Raw genomic sequence first — 20,622 nt, 5'->3', positions numbered from 1 at the left:
TTTTGATTAAGGAAAAGCTAATATATAGTAAGGGAATCGCTATGACTAGGTATAGCTGGTTACAAAGGGCTCTGTTTGTTCCTCCTGTTTTGTTGGGCATCGCGTTATTGGTGATCGCACCAGGGATGAAGGCTGAACCGCCTAAAGCGAGTAATACGGCTGCTAAAAAGGTGGTTCGGGTGTTGAAAGTCGAGCCGCGAAATATCCAACCTTCTGCCATCGGATATGGACATACCGAGTCTGTTCAAGACTGGCAGGCACAGTCTGAACTTGACGGCGCGGTTGTGTGGGTTTCTGAGCAATACAAAACGGGCGCTATTATCCGCAAAGACAGCGAACTCCTTAGAATTGACCCCACCTCTTATCAACTTACTATTGCCCGTTTGCAAGCTGAGCTTGAAGTGCTAATGCTAACGAATCAGACCATTATCGATTCGCTCAAGATTGCAGAGAAAGAGTTTGAGGTACAACAGTCAGAATATGCCCGCTCAATCAAATTGAGTGAAACCGGGCATATCTCCAAAACAGAGAAAGACCGCGCGACCAAAGACTTGCTCAGCAGCCAGCAACAGCTCCAGACACAGAAAAACCAACTGGCAATTAATCAAGCGCAGCAAAAGGTTTTGCAAACGGAACTAGCACTTGCAAACCGAGATCTCGAACAAACCGTAATTAAAGCCCCATTTGATATTCGCATTGTCGAAACCTTGGTTGGACTCGCCGAGTATGTCAACAAGGGGGAATTGCTGCTCAAAGCGGATGACATCGATGCCGTTGAGGTTCGCGCGCAGTTTCCGCTTGGTAAAATGCGTCCGCTAAGAATTTCCAATCGCTTTGACTCGCTTGACGAAGATGTTCATAGCAACTTGAGCGCGACAGTCGAGCTCCAAGCAGGCGATAAAGTAATTACTTGGCCTGCCGAGATCAGCCGCTCCGGCGGTGAAATCGATGCCCAGACTCAAAGCCAAAGCCTGGTTGCACAAGTCAATCAGCCCTATCAGCAAGCCATTCCCGGGGAGAAGCCACCACTTATTCGTGGGACTTTCGTTAAAGTCACGATTAAAGCACCAATGATGGAGCAACAAGTCTTGCTACCGATAAACGCCATCCATGATGGTAAAGTTTACACTGTCTCTGAAGGTAAACTGAAAAGCAAACCTGTCAGGATAGATTTCGTCCAAGGGCAGGTTGCGGTGATCAAATCTGGCGTGGAATTCGGTGATGTGGTTGTGCTAAGTAAACTTTCACCCGCCGTTGAGGGGATGGCTTTACAACCGCAACCGGATGAGAAAATCGGCCTTTGGTTGGATACGCAGAGCGGATTTAAAGCCCTAAACGCGATTCAGAAAGAGGGCAAATTATGATCGCTTTTTTTGCTCGGCACACCACTGGCGCCAATGTCCTGATGATGGCGGTACTGCTGTTAGGGGCTTTTGCCTTGCCCAAACTGCAGAAAGACACTTTTCCGTTGACGCCGACCAAAAATATTGAGGTTCGGATCGTTTATCCGGGCGCGTCACCTTTTGAGATGATGGAAGAAGTGTGTTACCCGTTGGAAGATTCTCTCGATAAGCTGAGTGGAATTAAAGAGTTAAGCTGTGATGCCCGAGAGAGTTTGGTCATCGCCAATGTGGAAATCGGCGATGATGAAGACATTGACACTTTAACCAGCGATATTCAACAGCAGGTTAACGCCATCAGTGATTTTCCGGATCGAGTTGAGCAGATCACGGTGTCGAAACTGGACCGAGTGGCAACGGTGGCCAGTGTCGCGATTACCGGCAATATGTCAGATAGGGACTTATATCTCTATGCCCAACAAATTAAGCACAAGTTAAAAGATAGCCCATTGATCGCTCAGGTGACCGTGAGCGGTTTTGCGGATCAAGAAATAGAAATTCGCGTATCGCAGTGGAAGTTGCAGCAGCACGGCCTGAGTGTGTCCGACTTGTCCAATCTAGTACAACAGCAAAGTATCAGCACTCCTGCTGGCGTATTTAGTAATGACTTGGAAGAGATCAGCGTCCGCTTCGACCACTTAGGCAGCAACGTCAGAGACTTCAAGAATATCGTGATTAAATCCAGTGAGACGGGGACTCAGGTTCGCCTCGGTGATGTTGCCGTTATTCAGCAGAAGTTCACTAGCGATGAAAATCAAATCCTGTTCAATGGTCAGCGTGCCGCTTTGCTTCAGGTGTCCAAAACGCAATTTCAAGATACCTTAACGGTCAAAGATGCGATCGTCAGCATCGTTGAAAAAGAACAGGCGAGAGCCCCTGAAGGCGTCGCTTTAACCATCACCCAAGATTCCAGCACCAATATTATTGAGCGTCTGAGAATCCTCACCAGCAATGGCGCACAGGGATTAGCACTGGCATTTTTGATGTTGTGGGCGTTTTTTAATATTCGCTTTAGCTTTTGGGTCACCATGGGGCTGCCGGTTTCATTCCTTGGCGCCATTTTTGCGATACAACTTCTCGGTTATACCCTGAATATGATGACGCTGGTCGGGCTGATTGTCGCGATTGGTCTGCTAATGGACGACTCGTTGATCATTGCAGAAAATATCGCTGCCAAGAGGCCACAAGGGCTACCCGCGTTTGACGCTGCAGTTGAAGGTACCAAACAAGTCTTCCCAGGTGTGATTGCATCGTTTGCTACCACCATCATGGTGATAGGGCCGCTGATGTTTCTCACAGGCAAGATGGGCGAAGTACTACGCTATATTCCCATCGTGTTATTGATTACCTTGCTTGTTAGTCTGATAGAAGCTTTCTTGATCTTGCCGTCTCATTTGGCACATAGCCATACTGAATCTCGCTCTAATCCTATACGGGACAAGTTCATTGCCGGTTTTGAAAACATCAGAGACAGATTCTTTGTGCCAGTGAGTGTCAAGGCGATGAATGCACCTTATCTTTCACTAGGGATATTGGTGATGGTGGTGATGATTTCAACCGCTTCCATTTCGTCAGGTTGGCTGAAATTCAAAGCCATGCCTGCCTTGGAAAGTGATGTGCTGCAGGCGCGTATCTTGCTCCCTCAAGGCAGTTTACTGAGCCAGACAGAGGCGGTGGTGGAGAAGGTTTCAAACGCGCTTGATGAACTCAACCAAGAATACGCAGAGAAATACCCAAGCTCAAAACCTTTGGTCGCGAGCACCACCATCATGTTCAACTCAAATGCTGATGCTAATGAATCGGGGCCGCATATGGCAACCGTCAGTGCCGATCTATTGCCAGCGCAATTTAGGCAGCAGAGCATTAAAGATCTGATCCAAGATTGGAAACAAAAAGTAGGTCCTACGGCGGATGTGGTTTCACTCAAGTTTACCGATAAAGAACGGGGCATTGCTGGCAATGGCATTGATATTAGGGTTCAGGGTGAGTCGTTACAAGAGCTCAATCAAGTCAGCCGCTCACTGGTGAAATGGTTGAAGGGATTTGACGGTGTCTATAACCTCTCCACCGATCTGCGTGAGGGCAGAACCGAATTTCACGTTAACCTTAAAGATGAAGCTGGCGTGATGGGAATTAATGCTTCCAACATTGCTCAAACGCTGCGCAGCGCGGTAAAAGGCAGTACTGATCTGACGGTTTTCCAACAAGGCGAGCTGGTGGATATTAATGTGAGACTGGATGAGTTTACGCACCAAGCTAGCCTGTATGAGTTGAATAACTTGATGGTGACGGCAGGCAATGGAACCCTAGTTCCATTATCAAGTGTTGCGACGTTTGACAGAAAACAAGCCTTCTCGCGAATTCACCGCATTAATGGGATGAACACTGTGGTTGTGCAAGGCAATATCGATACGCGGGTTGCCAATGCGCGTGAAATCATGCTGCAGTTCAATAGTGAATTTGTCTTGCAAACTCAACACAAATTCCCAGACATCACCTTCACCTCGCAAGGTCAGGATAAAGAAAGCTCAGATACGGGCTCCTCGCTGGCGACCTTCTTTGCTCTTGGCGTGGTGGGGATTTATCTTATTTTAGTGTTCCTGTTACAAAGCTACACTCAACCGATTGCTGTGCTGCTGGCAATCCCTATGGGCTGGATTGGTGTGGTATGGGGGCACTTGGGCATGGGGTTCGATTTGACTATTCCAAGCTTGGTTGGCTTTGCTACCTTAGCGGGTATCGTCGTTAACGATAACATTCTGTTGGTCAATTTTATTAAGAAGAATATCGCCCAAGGCGAGCGCTTGATAGACGCTTGTCGAGAGGCGGTACGTGACCGATTTAGAGCGATATTTATCACCTCGTTAACCACATTTGCAGGATTGCTTCCACTGTTAACCGAAACCAGTACGCAAGCGCAATTTCTGATCCCGTTAATTGCCAGTATTGCGTTTGGCTTAGTCTCGGCTACGTTACTCGCGTCAATTGTTGTGCCTTGCGTGCTGCTTATTTTGGACGATTTAAAGCTGACCAAATGGGCAGAAGGTGCTCAATCTTCCCTTTGAGGCCCTTGGGAGTGCATGCTGAACCATGTCATTTAGCCCGGCATGAAAATGGTAGTTTGCGTAGAATTTATTTGGCGATTAAACCCTATCACTGACTGCTGTTTTTTTGCGTACAAAAAACAATAGGGTCAGGTCTTGTCTTTTGCTCTTTGGTGGCAGTTTTTCTATCAGGTTTAGTTATTTGTCATACCTGAAGTTATTAGTCATTTGCTAATGTTTGATTTTCCAAAACTCATTTCTGTCCAAAAGCGTGCTAACAGGGTATGTCACGCGAAATTGCCCTCTTCCAATTTGGTTGAGGTTTAATCATGTGGATAAACTTGTGACCACTGCCATGTTTGCTAAGCTAGAGTAGGAGGTTCCACCAAGCTCATCCACACCTTAGTTACTTCAAAATTATTCGCTTGAACCTTTAGTATGGGAAAAAACTATTAATGTCAGACTCCAATAGTTGTTGGAGCTGATTCAAGCCATCTCTCAATCGAGCCTCGTTCCCGATTGACATCAAAGACAATCTGACATGTGGTGTACTTTCATGATTTGAGCAGAAGTAACTACCACTGGTCACTATTACACCTCGATTTTTTGCTTCCATAGCAAATCGATCTGGCTGCCAATGAGCAGGTAATGGCAGCCAAATATGGTATCCAGAAGCGGTGAACTCTATGGAAGTAAAAATCTCCCTTACCAGTTTCTGCCTTTCATTCGCCACTTCCCTTTGTTGGTCCGCTAACCGAAAAGCATCACCGGATTCAATTAGCAATGTCGCTGCAATAAAATTAATTGGAGACGCAAGCCAAATGTTAGTGCGAATACTGGCATTGAGAGCCGTTATCTGATTTTCCGGGACTTTTAAGTAACCACAACGCATTGCAGGACTGATTGCCTTAGACAACGCAGAAATGTGGAACGTATAATCTGGAGCAAAGTTAGCGATTGGAGGCACTGGTTCATCATCTAAAAAGCAATAAATATCATCTTCAACCAGCCAGACTCTCTTATCGTTGATAACTTGCGCTATCTCCTTTTTTCGGGATTCCGGCATTGAGATGCCTGTTGGGTTCTGATGACTAGGAATCGCTATCACCATCGCGGCTTGATGAGCATCAATTGCACTCGCCAAAGCTTCCGGACATAAACCATACTCATCAAGATCTACACCAATTACATGACGCTCAGACATATTGACAATCGCCAGAATACCCGGGTAGGTGAGTCGTTCGACTAGAATAGTGTCACCTGGCTTAGTCAAAGTATCAACAAGTAAAGACAAAGCGTGCTGCGCCCCATTTGTCAGTAACATATTGTCGTTGTTTGCCCCCTCTAAGCCGTACTTTTTCGCCCATTTAACACCAGCAGCCCTATGAACCTCATGCCCAGAATGTTCAACATATCCAATGACAGAAGGGGTCAGTAACTCCGCAGCTTGTCGGTAGGCATTCTTCAATGCGGGGACATTTAGCTCTAGGCAAGGTTGAAGGATAGAGAAGTTAAAGTTTGTTTCTTCATCGGGAGCTTGAATGGCTTTGTCAAGTTCTGAGCTTGCTCTAACAAACGTACCACGACCAATAAATGACTCCAAACATCCTCTGTCGCTAAGCAACTTGTAAGCTTTTGCAACGGTTGCAGGCGTGGTTCCGAGCTCCTCAGCCAGTAAACGATGGGTGGGTAGCTTTGAACCTGGCGAGAAGTCACCTGATTCAATTTTCTGCTCTATAACTTCTGCTATCCGAATGAATTTACTATTACTCACAAGGAGTCTCCTAGGACAATCCTAATTTTCGATAGATCATAACATATGTCTTTTGGGTTTTTACCATTTACAACAAACACAAAAACCAACATTGACATAGTTCAATTTCAATAATAACCTACAAAAAACAACATTGAATCAACTCAATGCAGTTTAGAACAACATATTGGAAAAGATTAAGGAAAATAAAATGAAATCAAACAACGTCGCTTTTATTGGTTTAGGTGTAATGGGTTTCCCAATGTCGGGTCATCTCGCAACAGCAGGCTACAAGACCAAAGTGTTTAATCGTACTGAAAGCAAAGCAAAACTATGGGCTCAAGAATTTTCCGGTGAATACCAGCCAACCCCTCGGTTAGCTGCGACAAACTGTGACATTGTGTTTTTATGCGTGGGGAATGATGACGATGTAAGAAGTGTTGTATATGGCGCAGACGGAGTACTCGCAAGCATGGTCCCAGGCTCTGTTTTGGTTGACCACACCACCACATCTGCAGAGCTTGCAGAGGAGTTAGCCAGAGTATGTATAGAAAAGGGCATTTCGTTTATTGATGCTCCAGTATCAGGTGGTCAAGCGGGAGCTGAAAATGCAGCTCTGACAATTATGTGTGGTGGTGAACAAACGGTTTTTGATCGCGTAGAGCCGGTGATGAAAAGCTATGCTAAGCAATCGACGTTAATGGGCAAAAATGGCCAGGGGCAGCGTTGTAAGATGGTCAATCAAATCTGTATTGCAGGCGTATTGAAAGGGTTAAGCGAAGGCCTCCTTGTGGCAAAAAAGGCAGGTCTAAATATAGACCAGTTAGTTGACGTGCTAAAGCATGGTGCGGCGGGTTCATGGCAAATGGAGAACAGAGCCGTAACTATGTCGCAAGATAAGTTCGATTTTGGTTTTGCCATTGACTGGATGCACAAAGATCTCAGCATTTGCCTAAATGAAGCACATAAGATGGGTGTTGAGCTTCCGTTAACAGAAAAAGTAGACCGTGAATATCAGTCCTTACAGCAACAAGGTTTTGGTCGCATGGATACTTCTGTGCTTTTCAAAATCTACGATCGATAACTTGGGCAGGAATTGGAATCATGTTGGTCGCTCATCAGCAATGAAGTATGGCGCCAAATTGATTCAACCAACCATTTCAGTATCACTCAGTCTACTGATGATTTCGCTGGGTTATAAATTCCTGTTCGAACAACTCGACACTAAATTTATACGATAGAACTCTCATCCAGTGCGGATGAGAGTTTTAGTCTAGGATTATATCGTCATCGATATAAAAGATTTGGTCGAGACTAAACCTGATGTCGACTCGGTACAATTGCCAGCAAAACCGTCCTTTAAGCAAAACTACTGAGTATTATCCGAATGATAGAGGCCGTTCTGATACGCTAAGCTACCCCACAGTGCATTCGCCTTTGCCCTCTTGATCATTGGCTCTGACATCTTACGGTCAACTAATTCCGTTGATTCTCCATCATAATGGAAGCCTTGTGCGGGTTTATCCGGCTGGAAAATAACAACGTCATTATTATTATCCATCCAGGCAAAGTTCTTATAAAACTGCATCATCGCCCTAAGCGTTGATTCATCTATATCCTTGGTCATATCATGCCCAATCATTGGGTTAATGCTATTAATCCCCATGAGAGACAGTAACGTCGGAGCAAGATCAATCTGGCTTGCTAAACGAGGATCCTGTTTTGCAGGAACCCCTTCACCGACAATCACCGCAGGAATATGAAAATGATCAATCGGCACCAACTGGTTTCCATGAGCGCGAGAGTCATGATCAGCCACTACAACAAAAATCGTATCGTCCCAGTAAGAAGACGATTTAGCCTTCTTGAAGAATTCACCCAAGGCATAATCTGAATACTTTGCCGCATTTTCCCGAGTTTGCTTTGGTTCATTATATGGCGTGATCCGACCATCCGGATAATCAAACGGGCTATGGTTTGAAGAGGTAAAGACTAGGCTGAAAAACGGTTGATTATCGGCGCTTAGCTGAGAAAAATGCTCATGGGCCTTTTGATATAAATCCTCATCTGATGCTCCCCATGAACCTACAAACGCTGGATTCTTAAAGGTCGGGAAGTCTTGCATATCGACAAAACCATTACCTAAGAAAAAGCTCTTCATATTGTCAAAATGACTTTCTCCGCCATAAATAAACTGAGTATGATATCCCTTGCTTTTCAATAGGTCGGCAATAGTGAAAAAGCCGGTTTGGCTTTTGCCTAGCTTTACAACTGAGCGAGCCGGTGTCGGCGAGAAGCCGGTAACCACCGCCTCGATTCCTCGGACTGAACGGATGCCTGTTGCGTACATGCGAGTGAAGTTCCAGCCTTGGCTCATTAACTGATCAAGGTTTGGCGTTAGTGGCAAGCCACCCAGCGCACCAACATACCTTGCACCAAGACTTTCTTGTAATAGAATCACTAGATTTTTAGGTTTACCCTTATAGCTTGCCTGATGATAAGCCATTGTTGGTGATGAATCAGAAAAAAACGCCTTCTCACTGAACCCTGTGGTTTCACGGACTAACCGAATAATTTCATCGCTATCCATAGTGCCATAGTATTTGAATGCGCTATCTTCATCCTTCATTTGCTTGGCCGCGAAAGCTAGCGAGTAGCTAGAGTTTAAAATAAGATCATTCACTAACGGGTCGGTTGAGAAAGCGACCATCGCAGGGTTGAGCGGCCTGTGACCGAGTGAGGAACGCGCGCCCATAACCCCAACGGCCACCACAAAAAGTGCCAGTACTGGACGCCAATACCATCGAGGAAATGTCAGACCGGTGACTAAATAGTGAGTCAGTTTCCACCCCCAATAAATAGTCGCAATACTAGCGAAGAAGCCCACAAACAGCTCTGGCTTGTATCCACTCCATAGCATCCCAAACACTTCTTTGGGGTAAATCAAGTATTCGATGAAAAGGCGGTTTGGACGTACGTCATATTCGAGGATAAATGAAGGTGTCGCTATTTCCATGTACACCAGAAACCACAAACCTAGTACAATCCAGATTCTTAAGATAAATAACCAAACTTTACCCCAAGATCCCTTGCTAGCAAGTAAGCATGTCAACAGTGATGGAAGTACTAATAAGTAGCTCACCGTCGCAATATCTATACGCAAGCCTTCAAGAAATATCGGCATCCAGCCGTGAGCATCACTAATCCGCTCCCCATGCCATAGGCTCAATCCTACTCGAGATAGCATTAGTACCAAAAGGCATATCACTGACGTCACAACCAAAGGGAAAAGAACCCCTAACCGTTTTTTTACACCTTCAGTCATCGCTAACTTCCTATTGAAATGAAACCTTAATTTCTAGACAAGATTGAGACCAAAACATAACCCCAGGTAAACATCGCCATTAAAAGAGAGAGCAAAACCGCTGCAGACCCCATATCTTTTGCCCGCCCTGATAACTCATTCTTTTCATATCCAATCCTATCGACCACAGCTTCTATGGCAGAATTGAGCAATTCGACAATCATGATGGCAACCAATGAGCCTATGAGTAGTAGCTTCGCCAAACCACCAACGGGCAAAGCCAGCGCTATCGGCGTAAGTACACAAAAGCACACGAACTCCTGCCTAAACGCCGCTTCACCATGCCAAGCTGCCTTTAGACCAAGCCATGAATATTTTGTCGCTTTGACAAGTCGCCCAACGCCTGTTTGATTAGATTTCACAATAATCCTTGCTCTCTGCATGAGGTTTTAATTATTGGTGACTCTGATGAGTGGAAAACGCATCAAACGCTGGTTGAAATCGCAGCTCAACGACTAAGTTCAACAATGGGTGGCATGGAGCAACCACTTCTAGTTCACCCTTTGCCGCCATCACATGTGTTTGAGGTTTCATACAAGCCACCTTTGCCTGAGTTCGTTATCAGTAACGATAAAACTCAAAACTTAAGAAATCCTTAAGGAAATATTATTCCAGGCTTTTGAGGAAGGTGCGTCCATCATTGAACGTCGAAACTGGGCATTTATCTTGGCTATGTTTGTCTCGATTTCGCAACACACCTTTACAAATAAAGGTTGGAAAAACACCAGCTTGGTACAACACTTAAAGTAAATACGGCTGAGGCTGACTATACCTATGTTGGCGAACGTCAGACTGAACATTATCTAAGGAGTTAGGGATGAAAAGGTTTAAAAACATACTGTATGTCAGCCAAGGGCTACCAAGTGCGAGTGACTCGATTGGCCAAGCTCTGCGTCTCTCTTTTGCCAATCAGGCGGCTCTTAACGGCTTAATAGTGAGTCCACCACTACCCACGCACATGGACCAATACCAAGAGCTATATCGTGGTTCCTTGTTTCAATCCTTGGAACAACAGATAAGCCAAGCTCGCCAAGTTAATGATATCAGCCCGACTGATACGCCTTTCCCACTGCATATCTCGTGTGACGAGCACCCTGCCGTCACTATTATTCGTTCGGTGCTGAACCAGAAACATGATTTGGTCATCAAAGATGCCGAACCTGTCGACGAAGATGGAGAAGGTTTCAAGGCCATGGATATGACCTTACTCCGTAAATGCCCTTGCCCAGTTTGGCTCAATCGCCCCGCGCATCAACCAAGAAATAAGCGTCGTGTTGCCGTAGCCATTGACCCTACGGCCAACAATGTAGAGCACCACAAATTATCACTGCGCTTACTCGAGCTCGCCCGTTCTATTGCCGACAGCTGTGACAGCCGCTTGCACGTCGTTTCATGCTGGGAGTATCAACTTGAGCGCTATTTAAGTGATCATGTGTGGATAAAAATCGAGGATGAAGAGTTCAACCGTGAAATCGCCAAAGCCAAACAACATCACCGCGAGGCCCTAGACAAAATGATTGAGGAAGCCAATATCTCTGGCCATATCGAAGTGCACCACTTACACGGCGTACCCGACGAAACGATCCCCGATTGCGTTGAAAAGAACGACATTGATGTGTTGGTGATGGGCACACTCGCGAGAACAGGCATCCCCGGTTTCGTCATCGGTAACACGGCGGAGAATATCCTCCAGTCAGTGAAGTGCTCTTTAGTCGCACTCAAACCGGATGGGTTTGTCACGCCAATAAGCTAACAGGTAGCCTCCGTTACTTTTGTTTCCCGGACGCTTTGCTCGGTTTTGCATTATTGCGCCACATAATATAACCACTGTGGCGCATCGCTTTACCCAGCAAATGAGTGCCCACTGGTGCCGTTAAAAAGATAAACAGCACCGTCCCCGCCACCCGTGACCAAACCGTTAAGTCGGATAATGTCAGAGCGACCGCCAACAGTAACGCACCCAACCCAACAGTGCCTGCCTTGGTTGCGGCATGCATTCGAGTGTAGAGATCGGGCATTCTCAAAACGCCCAAGCTGGCAATCAGAATTAATATCGTGCCAACAACCAGTAGCAGGCTAATGAGTAGCGCCATTACTCCTCTCCTATCTGTTTGACAATCAACCGCGCCAAAACCACAGTCCCAAGAAAAGCCACCAGCCCTAAGGTAATCGCGATATCAAGCAGCGCTTCTTGGCCACTCTCTAACGTAAACACAGCGATAAAACCAATCGTAATGAACGCAATCACATCCAGTGCCACGACTCTATCTGCCAGTGTAGGACCAATCACCAATCTGGTGAGCGCCATGGCAATGCTGACCATCAACCCCAAATAGGCAAAATAAATCGAAACCATCATCCACTCACCCACGAGTCACCTCCAGAATGCGCTTTTCTAGCCCCTGTTTGATAGGCTCTATCACCTGCTGATGCTGCTCGGCAAACATCGCATGTACGATAAGGTGCTTTTTGTCTGGCGTCACATCTAAACTCAGGCTCCCCGGCGTCAAAGACACCATGTTGGCCAGCAAGGTGATTTCGAGGTCGCTTCTGACTTCAAGCGGCACATAGACGATATCCGGTTGGCTCAAGTGAGTGGGGGTTATAACATCCCAAACGACACGTGCAGCCGATACAATCAGCTCATAAAAAAAGAACGTCAATAAACCGATTGAGGCACGGAAACGGCGGAAATAACTCGTTTTCAAACCAAACGGTTGACTGAGCCGCAAAGCCACAAATCCCACGGCAAAGCCAATCACAAAGCTTAAGCTGTCGTATTGTCCGTTTAATAGCATCCAAGCCATGGCCAAAAACAAGTTGAGCAAGAAATAGTTCATCGCACTTCTCCTAGCACGGCTGTCACGTAGTCGGTCGAGTCCATTAGCTGAGCGGCAGCATGCTGAGCAAACAGGTAAAACGGCTCAGCCGCCAATCCGATGATCACGCTCAGCGCAGTCAGTGTGATAATGGGTAAATAGTAACCCCACTGACGAGGCACAGTTTGCTGCGGTTCACAATCCGCGGGGGCCGGTTTCCAAAAGGATTCCGCCCAAATCTTGCTCATTGAGAAGACCGTAAGTAGTCCAACCACCAGGGCAGTGGCCGCCAACAAATAATGCTGCTGCTCTATACTCGACTTGATGACCAAAAACTTGCCCCAAAACCCCGACAATGGCGGAAAACCCGCCAAAGAAAATGCCGGAATGATAAACAGCAGCGCCAAACCGGGCATCGTTTGATAAGCGCCGCCAAGGCGACTCAAATGGCTCGAGCCCATCTTCCGTTCAAGTAGCCCGCCGATAAGAAACAAGTTCGCTTTCACTATAATGTGGTGAATGATGTAAAAAATCGCTCCCGCTAGTGCCACAGGGGTATAAAGCGCCAAGCCCATGAGCATGTACCCAATCTGACTGATGATATGGAACGAGAGAACTTTCTTTACATCAAACTGGCTCGCAGCCCCCAATACACCAGTGAGCATGGTCAACCCTGCCACCCCGATAAGTAAAGGTTGTAACCCCATATCAGGCAAAGGAAACACTAAGCTAAACATACGCATCAATGCATAAACCCCGACCTTGGTAAGCAAGGCTGCAAACAGCGCCAAAACGCCACTAGGAAGAGTATGATAAGAGGCGGGTAGCCAAGCAAATAGGGGAAACAAAGCCGCTTTAATCGCAAACGCAAACAAGAACAGCGCAGCCAACATGCGCTGCATATCCACCGAAACCAGCGGCAATTTACCGTGTAAATCGGCCAAGTTGAGCGTGCCTGTTGCGCCATATAACAAGCCGATTGCGAGCAGTAAAGTTAGGGTTGAAATCAAATTCAGCACCACGTATTTCACTGCGCCGTCAATTTGAGTTTTATCGGCATCGAGCACCATCAACGCAAATGAAGCAATCAGCATCACTTCAAACCAGACGTAAAGATTAAACACATCTCCGGTCAAAAATGCTCCATAGATCCCGGCAAGCAAGATATGGAAGTAACTGTGATAAAGCCCGTAACTGGTTTGTTTGACGAGATCCGCAATCGCATAAATTACCGCAGCTACACCTATCACGGCCGTAACCACAACCATCGCCGCGCTCAAATGGTCAGCAACGAAGACAATACCGAACGGCGCCGCCCACTCGCCAAACGCCACCACTTGAACGCCACTGACAATGACTTGATTCATCAAAAATAGGGTGACAACAAGCTGCGCCAATGCGCTCACCACACTGACCCATTCCACAAGGCGTGCCTGTGACCGCAACGTGTAGAGCAGCAGAGCGCTGCTCAACGCCACGACAACCGGAAGAGTGAGTAGCAGGCCGCTCATTGCTCTTGCTCCGAGTCACACATCTGGTCCACGTCCGCACTTCCTGTTTCAACATACGCACGATAGATAAGCAGTAACGCAAACACTAGCAAGCCAAAACCAATCACAATCGCCGTTAAAATTAAGGCTTGCGGTAGTGAATTTGCGGCGCCCTCAGGAGGCAGTGTCGCGCTAGCATCAATTAAGGGGGGCTGAGCAACCGTGAGTCGGCCTGCGACTAGAATCGATAAGTTCACAGCACTACTGAGTAGGATCAATCCAAACAACACCCGCAGCACGTGTTTCTCCATCATCAAGTAGAGACCAGCCGCAACCAACACACCAATCACTAAACTCCACAGAACTTCCATTAGTCCAGCTCCTGATTCACTCTCAACATCATTCCCATCACGCCACCGATAACGGCCAAATAAATCCCCACATCGAACAGCAGCGGCGTCCCTAAAGGCAATATTTCCTTCCACCATAAACCGGTCAAAAACGCCTGACCGGACAATAAGCCAATGACACCGGCACACAAACTAAGCGCAATCCCAAACAACGCTAAGTTAAATGGCGCAAACTGCAATCGGCGCTGAACATAATTGGGCGTCTCTGCCAACATCAATAAAGAGAGTCCTAATACCGCGACCAACGCTCCAATGAAGCCTCCTCCTGGCGCATTGTGTCCTCGCAGCAGTAAATAAAACGAGAACAGCAACATAAGAGTGGCAACGATATGTGCGGTGGTGGTGAAGATCAGTGATTGGATTCGATTGATATAACGATTTTGTTGGGGCAATAGACTCACCGCTGCTAACCCCGCGATCACCACCACCACCACTTCGCCCAAGGTATCGAACGCTCGAAAATCGACCAAGATGACATTGACAATATTGCGCCCAAAGCCGCCCGGCACACTATTTTGAGCAAAGAAATCACTCAGTTGAGCATCAATAGGCTGCGCGGTGATTGCGATAAGCACAAGCGAGATACTTCCCCCAATGACGACCGCGACCAAAGCATGCCAACCACGGCGCTGTTTCGAATGGCTCACGACCCGATCAAGCTTAGGCAGATGCCGCATTAAGATGGCCACAAAAATGACCATTAAGGTTTCGACTAACAGCAAGGTTTTGGCAACATCTGGGGCACTGAAAATCATAAAAACCAGCGTAGAGAGAAACCCCACCACCCCCAGCGATGCCACGGAGAGTAACCGCGAACGAGAAACGACCACAACGCCCACCGCCACAACCATCAACAAGGCTATCGCCACTTGATAGAAGCTCACCTCGGCGTTTGATTGGAAAGTACCAATAGCAGCGATAGCGACGGAATTGAGCAGCAACGCCGCTAATACGGTTAAGAACAGAGCAACATAGAGGGTTAAGCGCTTGCGCTGTAACTGCTGAGTTTGCCAGTTAGCCAATGTCATCATCGCTTTGATTACCTGATCAAAGCTTCGATCGGCACTGGGCAAGAAGGCTGTCATCGCGGCAAGCCAGCTGGTCAAACGTGTATAGTACCGATACCCCAACACTCCCAATGCTAAGGTGATAAGGCTCAGCATTAACGCGGCGTTAAGCCCATGCCACAACTTAACCTCCGGCATAATGGCCATCGGAGCCATTGCGCGGACTCCGCTAATCAGCAAAGCTTCGCTCAAGCCACTCAGCGCCAGCACTGGCACGAACAGGCTGGCCAGCGCTAACAATAGCGCCGGCGCCCACGCACTGTAATCACGCTCAACAGGCTTAGGCGCTGTATCACCGTGAGTATTGGCCGCGCCAAGGAATGGCTTAATTAGGATAACCAAAGCCATCACGACCATAGTGGCGTTGACCACAAGTAGCGCCAGCGACGGCCAAATACTCATCTCTAACGCCGCTTTGTACATGTACTCTTTACTGATAAAACCTAACATCGGCGGCAACCCTGCTTTCGACAAGGCAGCCCCGAACGCTGCAATAAAGCTGAGCAACAGCACTGATCGCAATCCCGATACCTGCGCCAACTCTCGTGTCCCCATCGCCCTATCAATATTACCGATCACCATAAACAGCGCCGCTTTGTAGAACGAGTGCGCTAAAACGAAGATAAGCGCGGCAACCAGCGCTAATTCGGTTCCAAGGCCGAGTAGTAAGGTAAGTTTGCCTAAAGCGACGTTAGTGCTATACGCCAACATCAACTTTAAATCGGTCTGCTTTAAGGCCACCAAGGCGCACCAGATCGCGGTTGCTGCGCCAATGCAGGTGAGTGACCAAAACCAGAGTTCGCTTGTAGAGTAGACTGGCGATAAACGCGCCAGCAAATAGATGCCAGCCTTGACCATAGTCGCCGAGTGTAAGTAAGCGCTTACAGGCGTAGGAGCCGCCATTGCGTTGGGTAACCAAAAATGAAAAGGAAATTGGGCTGATTTGGTCAACGCGCCGCATAGAACCAACACCAATGAGGGAATAAATGCGGGATGATTAAGATAACTGGGCGCGCGCTCGATGATGATAGCTAGCTGAAAACTGTCTGCTATTGTCCCGAGTAGAATAAGACCCGCTAACAGCGCGAGCCCCCCACTCCCCGTCACCAACAGCGCTTGTAGCGCATTCTTTCGCGATACCGACTTATTGTGATTAAAGCCGATGAGCAGGTAGGAGGTTATCGTCGTCAATTCCCAAAAAACAAACAGCAATAAAACGTTGTCGCTGAGCACTACACCCAGCATCGCGAGCATAAATAGGGTGAGATAAAGGTGAAACGAGAAGCGCCCCGAATAGCTTCTCATATAAGACCAAGCGTAGAGCTGGATCAAACACCCAATACCAGTAATCAGCCCAGCAAATAGCATCGACAAGCCATCAAGATGCAGAGCAAAGGCAATATCTAAACTCGGTACCCAATCGACTTGGTAACGAGCGCCTGACGATGAGTAAGCAGCCACTAGAGCAATAAAGAGAATGGCAGGCACCAGAGCGAACAGCAACAAGGCATACTGCTTGTCATGATTCATGCTTTGCTGGCCTTTGTATGATCCCAAACCACGCTCTTGATTCATCGCTGCTCGCTATCAATGGACTAGTCGTACATTTAAACGTAAACCATTGACGGCCGTTTGCGTAAGCGATTCATCTAAGCGGGAATTTTTTTACTTTTTGAAACATTCTTACTGTCAGCACTCGCAACAAGAAATGCGCGCCAGTCAAAACGTATTCTGCGCGTACGATAACAAAAGAGCCCCAATATGGGGCTCTTTGAGGTTAGTTAAACAAGGCTTAGAGAATGGCTTGCTCTTTCGCCATTTGATTAGCAATCGAATAAGCTTTGACAATACCTGGCAACAGGATAAACGAGACAGGCACAGCAGTGATCACAATAAAAGATTGCAACGCCGATATGCCACCAGCCCCCATCGAGATAAGGGCAATCGCCACAACCCCCATCATCACTCCCCAGAAAGCACGAATACCTGCGCTTGGCTCGGTGGTGCCTGTCATCACTACGCTGATGGTGTAGGTCATTGAGTCACCCGTAGTGACGATAAAGGTGGTGGTGAGGATCAAAAACAGCACCGAAATCACCATAGGCATGGGCAACTGAGCGGTAATGGCCAGCAGCGCGGCTGGAAGATTAAACCCTTCGAACGCCGCAGAAACAGAACCTGGGTTCGCCAGCTCAAACGCTAAGCCACTACCGCCGACAATGCTAAACCAAAAACAGGTGATCAAAGGCGCGACAATACTGATGGCAAGAATCAATTGACGAATAGTGCGCCCGCGTGAAATGCGTGCAATAAAGATCGCCATCATCGGGCCATAACCGATGAACCAGCCCCAGAAAAATACTGTCCACCAGCTCAGCCACCCGGTATCACCACGATACAGTGCCATCGGGAAGAAGTTGTCTATCATGCGTCCAACCCCTTGGACATAGCCATCAACAATAAAACTCGTAGGTCCAAAACAGAGGATAAAACCTATCAGTGCCACCGACAAAATGATGTTGTAGCGACTCACCAGTTGAATGCCTCGGCTCAATCCACTCAAGGCCGACAAGGTGTACATGGCAATGGCAAACACAATCACCAAGCTTTGAGTCACATAAGTGTCAGGCACGCCAAACAAGGTATTCAGTGCGTAGCTAATTTGTAGGCCAAGAAAGCCGATTGGGCCAATTGTACCTGCCGCTACCGCAATAATGCTGCACGCATCGGCAACATCACCAATCCAGCCTTTTATCGCTCGTTGACCAAACACAGGGTAGAGCAAAGTGCGCGGTTTGAGTGGCAGGCCTTTATCATAATGAAGGTGCATCAACACAATCGACGACAAACAGCCAAGTATCGCCCAAGCCAGAAAGCCCCAATGCATAAAGGATTGAGAGAGAGCGTTGATGGCTGCCGATCTTGCCGATGTTTCGCCAAACAGAGGCGGTGCAGAAACAAAGTGCGCGATGGGCTCTGCAGCGGCCCAAAAAACACCACCACCGGCCAATAGAGTACAAAGAACAATCGACAACCATTTGAAGGTATCGATTTCTGGTTTCGCTAGGCCACCCAGACGGACATAACCCGTGCGCCCAAACGCTATCGCCAAACCAATAAGGAAATTGATCAGAAGGAGAACTTGCCAGTAGGCACCAAAATACTGAGTTGCGAGGCCAAAGCCAGAGTTAACCATTGCGGTTAGAGAGTCGGTACTCGTCAAGGCGAGAACCACAAATAGAGTGAGGAAGCTACCACTTAACCAAAAAACGGGGTTGGTCAGTTCAAGGCGCTTAAGGATAGATGGAGGATGAATGGCAGAGTAATCCGCATCCTCAATCGGTACGTGAGAGGCGGCATTCGTCATATTTGACATAAGTACTTCGCTTTTTAAGGCTGTTTTAGCCGTGTATTTCCCTCACACAGTCAACAAAAAAGTGTGAGGACGTTCAAAAAGCTGGCTATGCTAACATGTCATGCCTACGATGATAACCGTTGGTCTACCTAAAATTTAATCAAATCGCTAACCCCATGATTATTATCGTTGGTTGTGTTTACTTCATGCCACTGACCCGCGCAACGAGAGCTGTTGGCCAAGCGGCCAGTGCAAAGGAATAAAAAAATCCCCGAAGCAAGTCGAGGATTTGTCTTTATGCGAATTAGGTCCAGAAACTCAACGCAATCATGGTCAGCACCCCAATACAAGCTAGGTTGAGAAGGATACCAACGCGCATCATTTCACTCTGCTTAATATGACCGGAGCCAAATACAATCGCGTTGGGTGGCGTGGCGACAGGCAGCATAAAAGCGCAAGAAGCGGCAACCGCGATCAATACGGATAAGATCACTGGCGACATACCAAACGCTTCCGCCACACTGGCAAAAACTGGGATCAGCAAGGCTGCACTGGCTGTATTACTGGCAAACTCAGTCAAGAAGACCACAAAAACCGCAATCACCGCGATGATAAAAACAATGCCGAGATGCGCGATCATCTCACTGAGTGCATTGGCAAGGAATACGCTGGTTCCAGTCGCTTTAAGGACATTGCTCAAGCAGATACCGCCACCAAATAGCAACAACACGCCCCAATCGGCAGTTTTTTCAATGTCTTTCCAATGCACAACGCGGGCAAAGTTGACCGCCACAATCGCGGCCAGTGCAACTAGAGTGTCAAATTTGGCATAGCCCCCGATCATCGCATTGATGGGTTTACTAAAAATCCATAAGCAGACCGTGGCGGCAAAAATGGCTAACGTCACGACTTTGCCTTTGTCCCAATTAACGGGTTGGTAATTAAGCTCAAACTCACCACGTAAGTTCGGTTTTAGCGCTATATACAGCACTGCAATGGAGACAGGCAATAGTATTAGGGTGGTCGGCACGCCAAAGCTCATCCAATCGGTGAATGTTAAGCCAACTTCAGCGGCCGCAATCGCATTCGGCGGGCTACCCACAATAGTCGCGATGCCACCAATGCTGGCACTGTAGGCGATCCCAAGCAGCACAAACACATAGGTTTTGTGGCCGCTCTCTGAGTTGACCTTGCTCAACACGCCAAGAACCAGTGGCAGCATCATCGCCGTAGTCGCGGTGTTGCTTATCCACATTGAGAGCGCGGCTGTTACACCAAACAGCATAAACACCGCGACACTCATCTTCCCTTTGGCGATGATCAGCACCTTATCGGCAATGACTTTGTCTAGACCTTGACGATGCATCGCTGCCGCAAGCGCAAAACCACCTAGGAACAAGAAAATAATCGAATTAGCAAAGTTATTGAGGGCCGTTTGGGTATTAAACACACCAAACAACACCGCCATGATCGGAACTAGAATCGCGGTAACGGTCACGTGCAGGGCTTCGGTTAACCAGAGAATCGCGATAAAGGTCAGCATACAGATCCCCAGCACCACTTGAGGGTCAAAGGGTAAAGTGAGGTACATCACCGCAAACAGGGCGATATCGGCGAGGACAATCATGCTGTTGCGGTTAAAAAACCATTCTCGGGTATTGGTCGGTAAAGGGACACTATCATTTCTATTCATTATTATTTTCCTTATGAGGGCCTTGTGGCATTGCAAATGATCCCACACAACCTCACTTGGAAATAACGGTTCATTACGAAATTGTTAACCACATCAACAACAAGGTTGTGATTGTTAACAGCATGAATGCTTTGGATATTTTCTCACCTTAATCAAGGTGAGAAAGCGGCCACCCAACCGATACAGCACTGCTATCCATTGTAGGCCATTTATTGAATTTGAGAATG

General features: G+C 47.4%; 16 protein-coding genes. 4 read left to right on the top strand and 12 right to left on the bottom strand.

Features of this window, described 5'->3' with window-relative positions; all coding sequences use genetic code 11:
- Positions 1–41: 41 nt before the first annotated feature.
- Complete coding sequence (locus tag FCU94_RS17455; protein ID WP_255199296.1) at positions 42–1,364, top strand: efflux RND transporter periplasmic adaptor subunit; 1,323 nt, start codon at positions 42–44, stop codon at positions 1,362–1,364.
- A complete protein-coding gene (locus tag FCU94_RS17450) occupies positions 1,361–4,465 on the top strand; it encodes an efflux RND transporter permease subunit (protein ID WP_176289743.1) in 3,105 nt (1,034 codons plus the stop codon). Before FCU94_RS17455 ends, FCU94_RS17450 begins: the two co-directional genes overlap by 4 nt.
- Positions 4,466–4,877: 412 nt before the next feature.
- Here FCU94_RS17450 and FCU94_RS17445 read toward each other — a convergent pair whose 3' ends face one another.
- Complete coding sequence (locus tag FCU94_RS17445) at positions 4,878–6,218, bottom strand: aminotransferase-like domain-containing protein (RefSeq protein ID WP_176289742.1); 1,341 nt, start codon at positions 6,216–6,218, stop codon at positions 4,878–4,880.
- Between the two features lie 190 nt (positions 6,219–6,408).
- Here FCU94_RS17445 and FCU94_RS17440 point away from each other — a divergent pair, with 190 nt between their 5' ends.
- Positions 6,409–7,281 carry an NAD(P)-dependent oxidoreductase gene (locus FCU94_RS17440; protein ID WP_176289741.1) on the top strand — a complete coding sequence of 291 codons (873 nt, stop codon included), beginning with the start codon at positions 6,409–6,411 and terminating at the stop codon, positions 7,279–7,281.
- 285 nt (positions 7,282–7,566) lie between these two features.
- Here FCU94_RS17440 and FCU94_RS17435 read toward each other — a convergent pair whose 3' ends face one another.
- Genes FCU94_RS17435 through FCU94_RS17425 form a run of 3 tightly spaced genes read right to left on the bottom strand, consistent with a single transcriptional unit; the run spans position 7,567 to position 10,095 of the window.
- Positions 7,567–9,522: an LTA synthase family protein gene (locus FCU94_RS17435; RefSeq protein ID WP_176289740.1), complete on the bottom strand. Its 1,956-nt coding sequence runs from the start codon at positions 9,520–9,522 to the stop codon at positions 7,567–7,569.
- A 26-nt stretch (positions 9,523–9,548) separates the two neighbouring features.
- Complete coding sequence (locus tag FCU94_RS17430; RefSeq protein WP_176289739.1) at positions 9,549–9,923, bottom strand: diacylglycerol kinase; 375 nt, start codon at positions 9,921–9,923, stop codon at positions 9,549–9,551.
- 31 nt (positions 9,924–9,954) lie between these two features.
- A complete protein-coding gene (locus FCU94_RS17425; RefSeq protein WP_176289738.1) occupies positions 9,955–10,095 on the bottom strand; it encodes a hypothetical protein in 141 nt (46 codons plus the stop codon).
- A gap of 283 nt (positions 10,096–10,378) precedes the next feature.
- On the opposite strand from FCU94_RS17425, the gene FCU94_RS17420 reads away from it, so the two are divergent.
- Positions 10,379–11,314, top strand: coding sequence for a universal stress protein (locus FCU94_RS17420; RefSeq protein ID WP_176289737.1), 936 nt, complete (start codon positions 10,379–10,381; stop codon positions 11,312–11,314).
- A 13-nt stretch (positions 11,315–11,327) separates the two neighbouring features.
- Here the strand turns inward: FCU94_RS17420 and mnhG are convergent, their stop codons facing one another.
- From mnhG to FCU94_RS17380, 8 genes are all read right to left on the bottom strand, one after another.
- The gene (gene mnhG / locus FCU94_RS17415) at positions 11,328–11,654 is read right to left on the bottom strand and encodes a monovalent cation/H(+) antiporter subunit G (RefSeq protein WP_176289736.1); all 327 of its coding nucleotides are present in this window, start codon (positions 11,652–11,654) and stop codon (positions 11,328–11,330) included.
- Positions 11,654–11,920: a monovalent cation/H+ antiporter complex subunit F gene (locus tag FCU94_RS17410; RefSeq protein ID WP_176289735.1), complete on the bottom strand. Its 267-nt coding sequence runs from the start codon at positions 11,918–11,920 to the stop codon at positions 11,654–11,656. Before FCU94_RS17410 ends, mnhG begins: the two co-directional genes overlap by 1 nt.
- 4 nt (positions 11,921–11,924) lie before the next feature.
- Positions 11,925–12,401, bottom strand: a complete 477-nt coding sequence (locus FCU94_RS17405) for a Na+/H+ antiporter subunit E (RefSeq protein WP_176289734.1) — start codon at positions 12,399–12,401, stop codon at positions 11,925–11,927.
- Positions 12,398–13,891, bottom strand: a complete 1,494-nt coding sequence (locus FCU94_RS17400) for a proton-conducting transporter transmembrane domain-containing protein (RefSeq protein WP_176289733.1) — start codon at positions 13,889–13,891, stop codon at positions 12,398–12,400. The genes FCU94_RS17405 and FCU94_RS17400 overlap by 4 nt, the downstream gene beginning before the upstream one ends.
- Positions 13,888–14,241: a Na+/H+ antiporter subunit C gene (locus FCU94_RS17395; protein WP_176289732.1), complete on the bottom strand. Its 354-nt coding sequence runs from the start codon at positions 14,239–14,241 to the stop codon at positions 13,888–13,890. Before FCU94_RS17395 ends, FCU94_RS17400 begins: the two co-directional genes overlap by 4 nt.
- Positions 14,241–16,877, bottom strand: a complete 2,637-nt coding sequence (mbhE, locus tag FCU94_RS17390) for a hydrogen gas-evolving membrane-bound hydrogenase subunit E (protein ID WP_176290079.1) — start codon at positions 16,875–16,877, stop codon at positions 14,241–14,243. The genes FCU94_RS17395 and mbhE overlap by 1 nt, the downstream gene beginning before the upstream one ends.
- A 262-nt stretch (positions 16,878–17,139) precedes the next feature.
- Positions 17,140–18,723 carry a BCCT family transporter gene (locus FCU94_RS17385; RefSeq protein ID WP_176289731.1) on the bottom strand — a complete coding sequence of 528 codons (1,584 nt, stop codon included), beginning with the start codon at positions 18,721–18,723 and terminating at the stop codon, positions 17,140–17,142.
- Between the two features lie 283 nt (positions 18,724–19,006).
- Positions 19,007–20,395 (bottom strand): SLC13 family permease, encoded by a 1,389-nt coding sequence (locus FCU94_RS17380; RefSeq protein ID WP_176289730.1) that lies wholly within the window; start codon positions 20,393–20,395, stop codon positions 19,007–19,009.
- Positions 20,396–20,622 lie beyond the last annotated feature (227 nt).

Source organism: Vibrio sp. JPW-9-11-11 (assembly GCF_013369335.1).
Lineage (GTDB): Bacteria > Pseudomonadota > Gammaproteobacteria > Enterobacterales > Vibrionaceae > Vibrio.
Note: the sequence above shows the minus strand (reverse complement) of the source record. Positions and strands in the feature narration are given on the sequence as shown.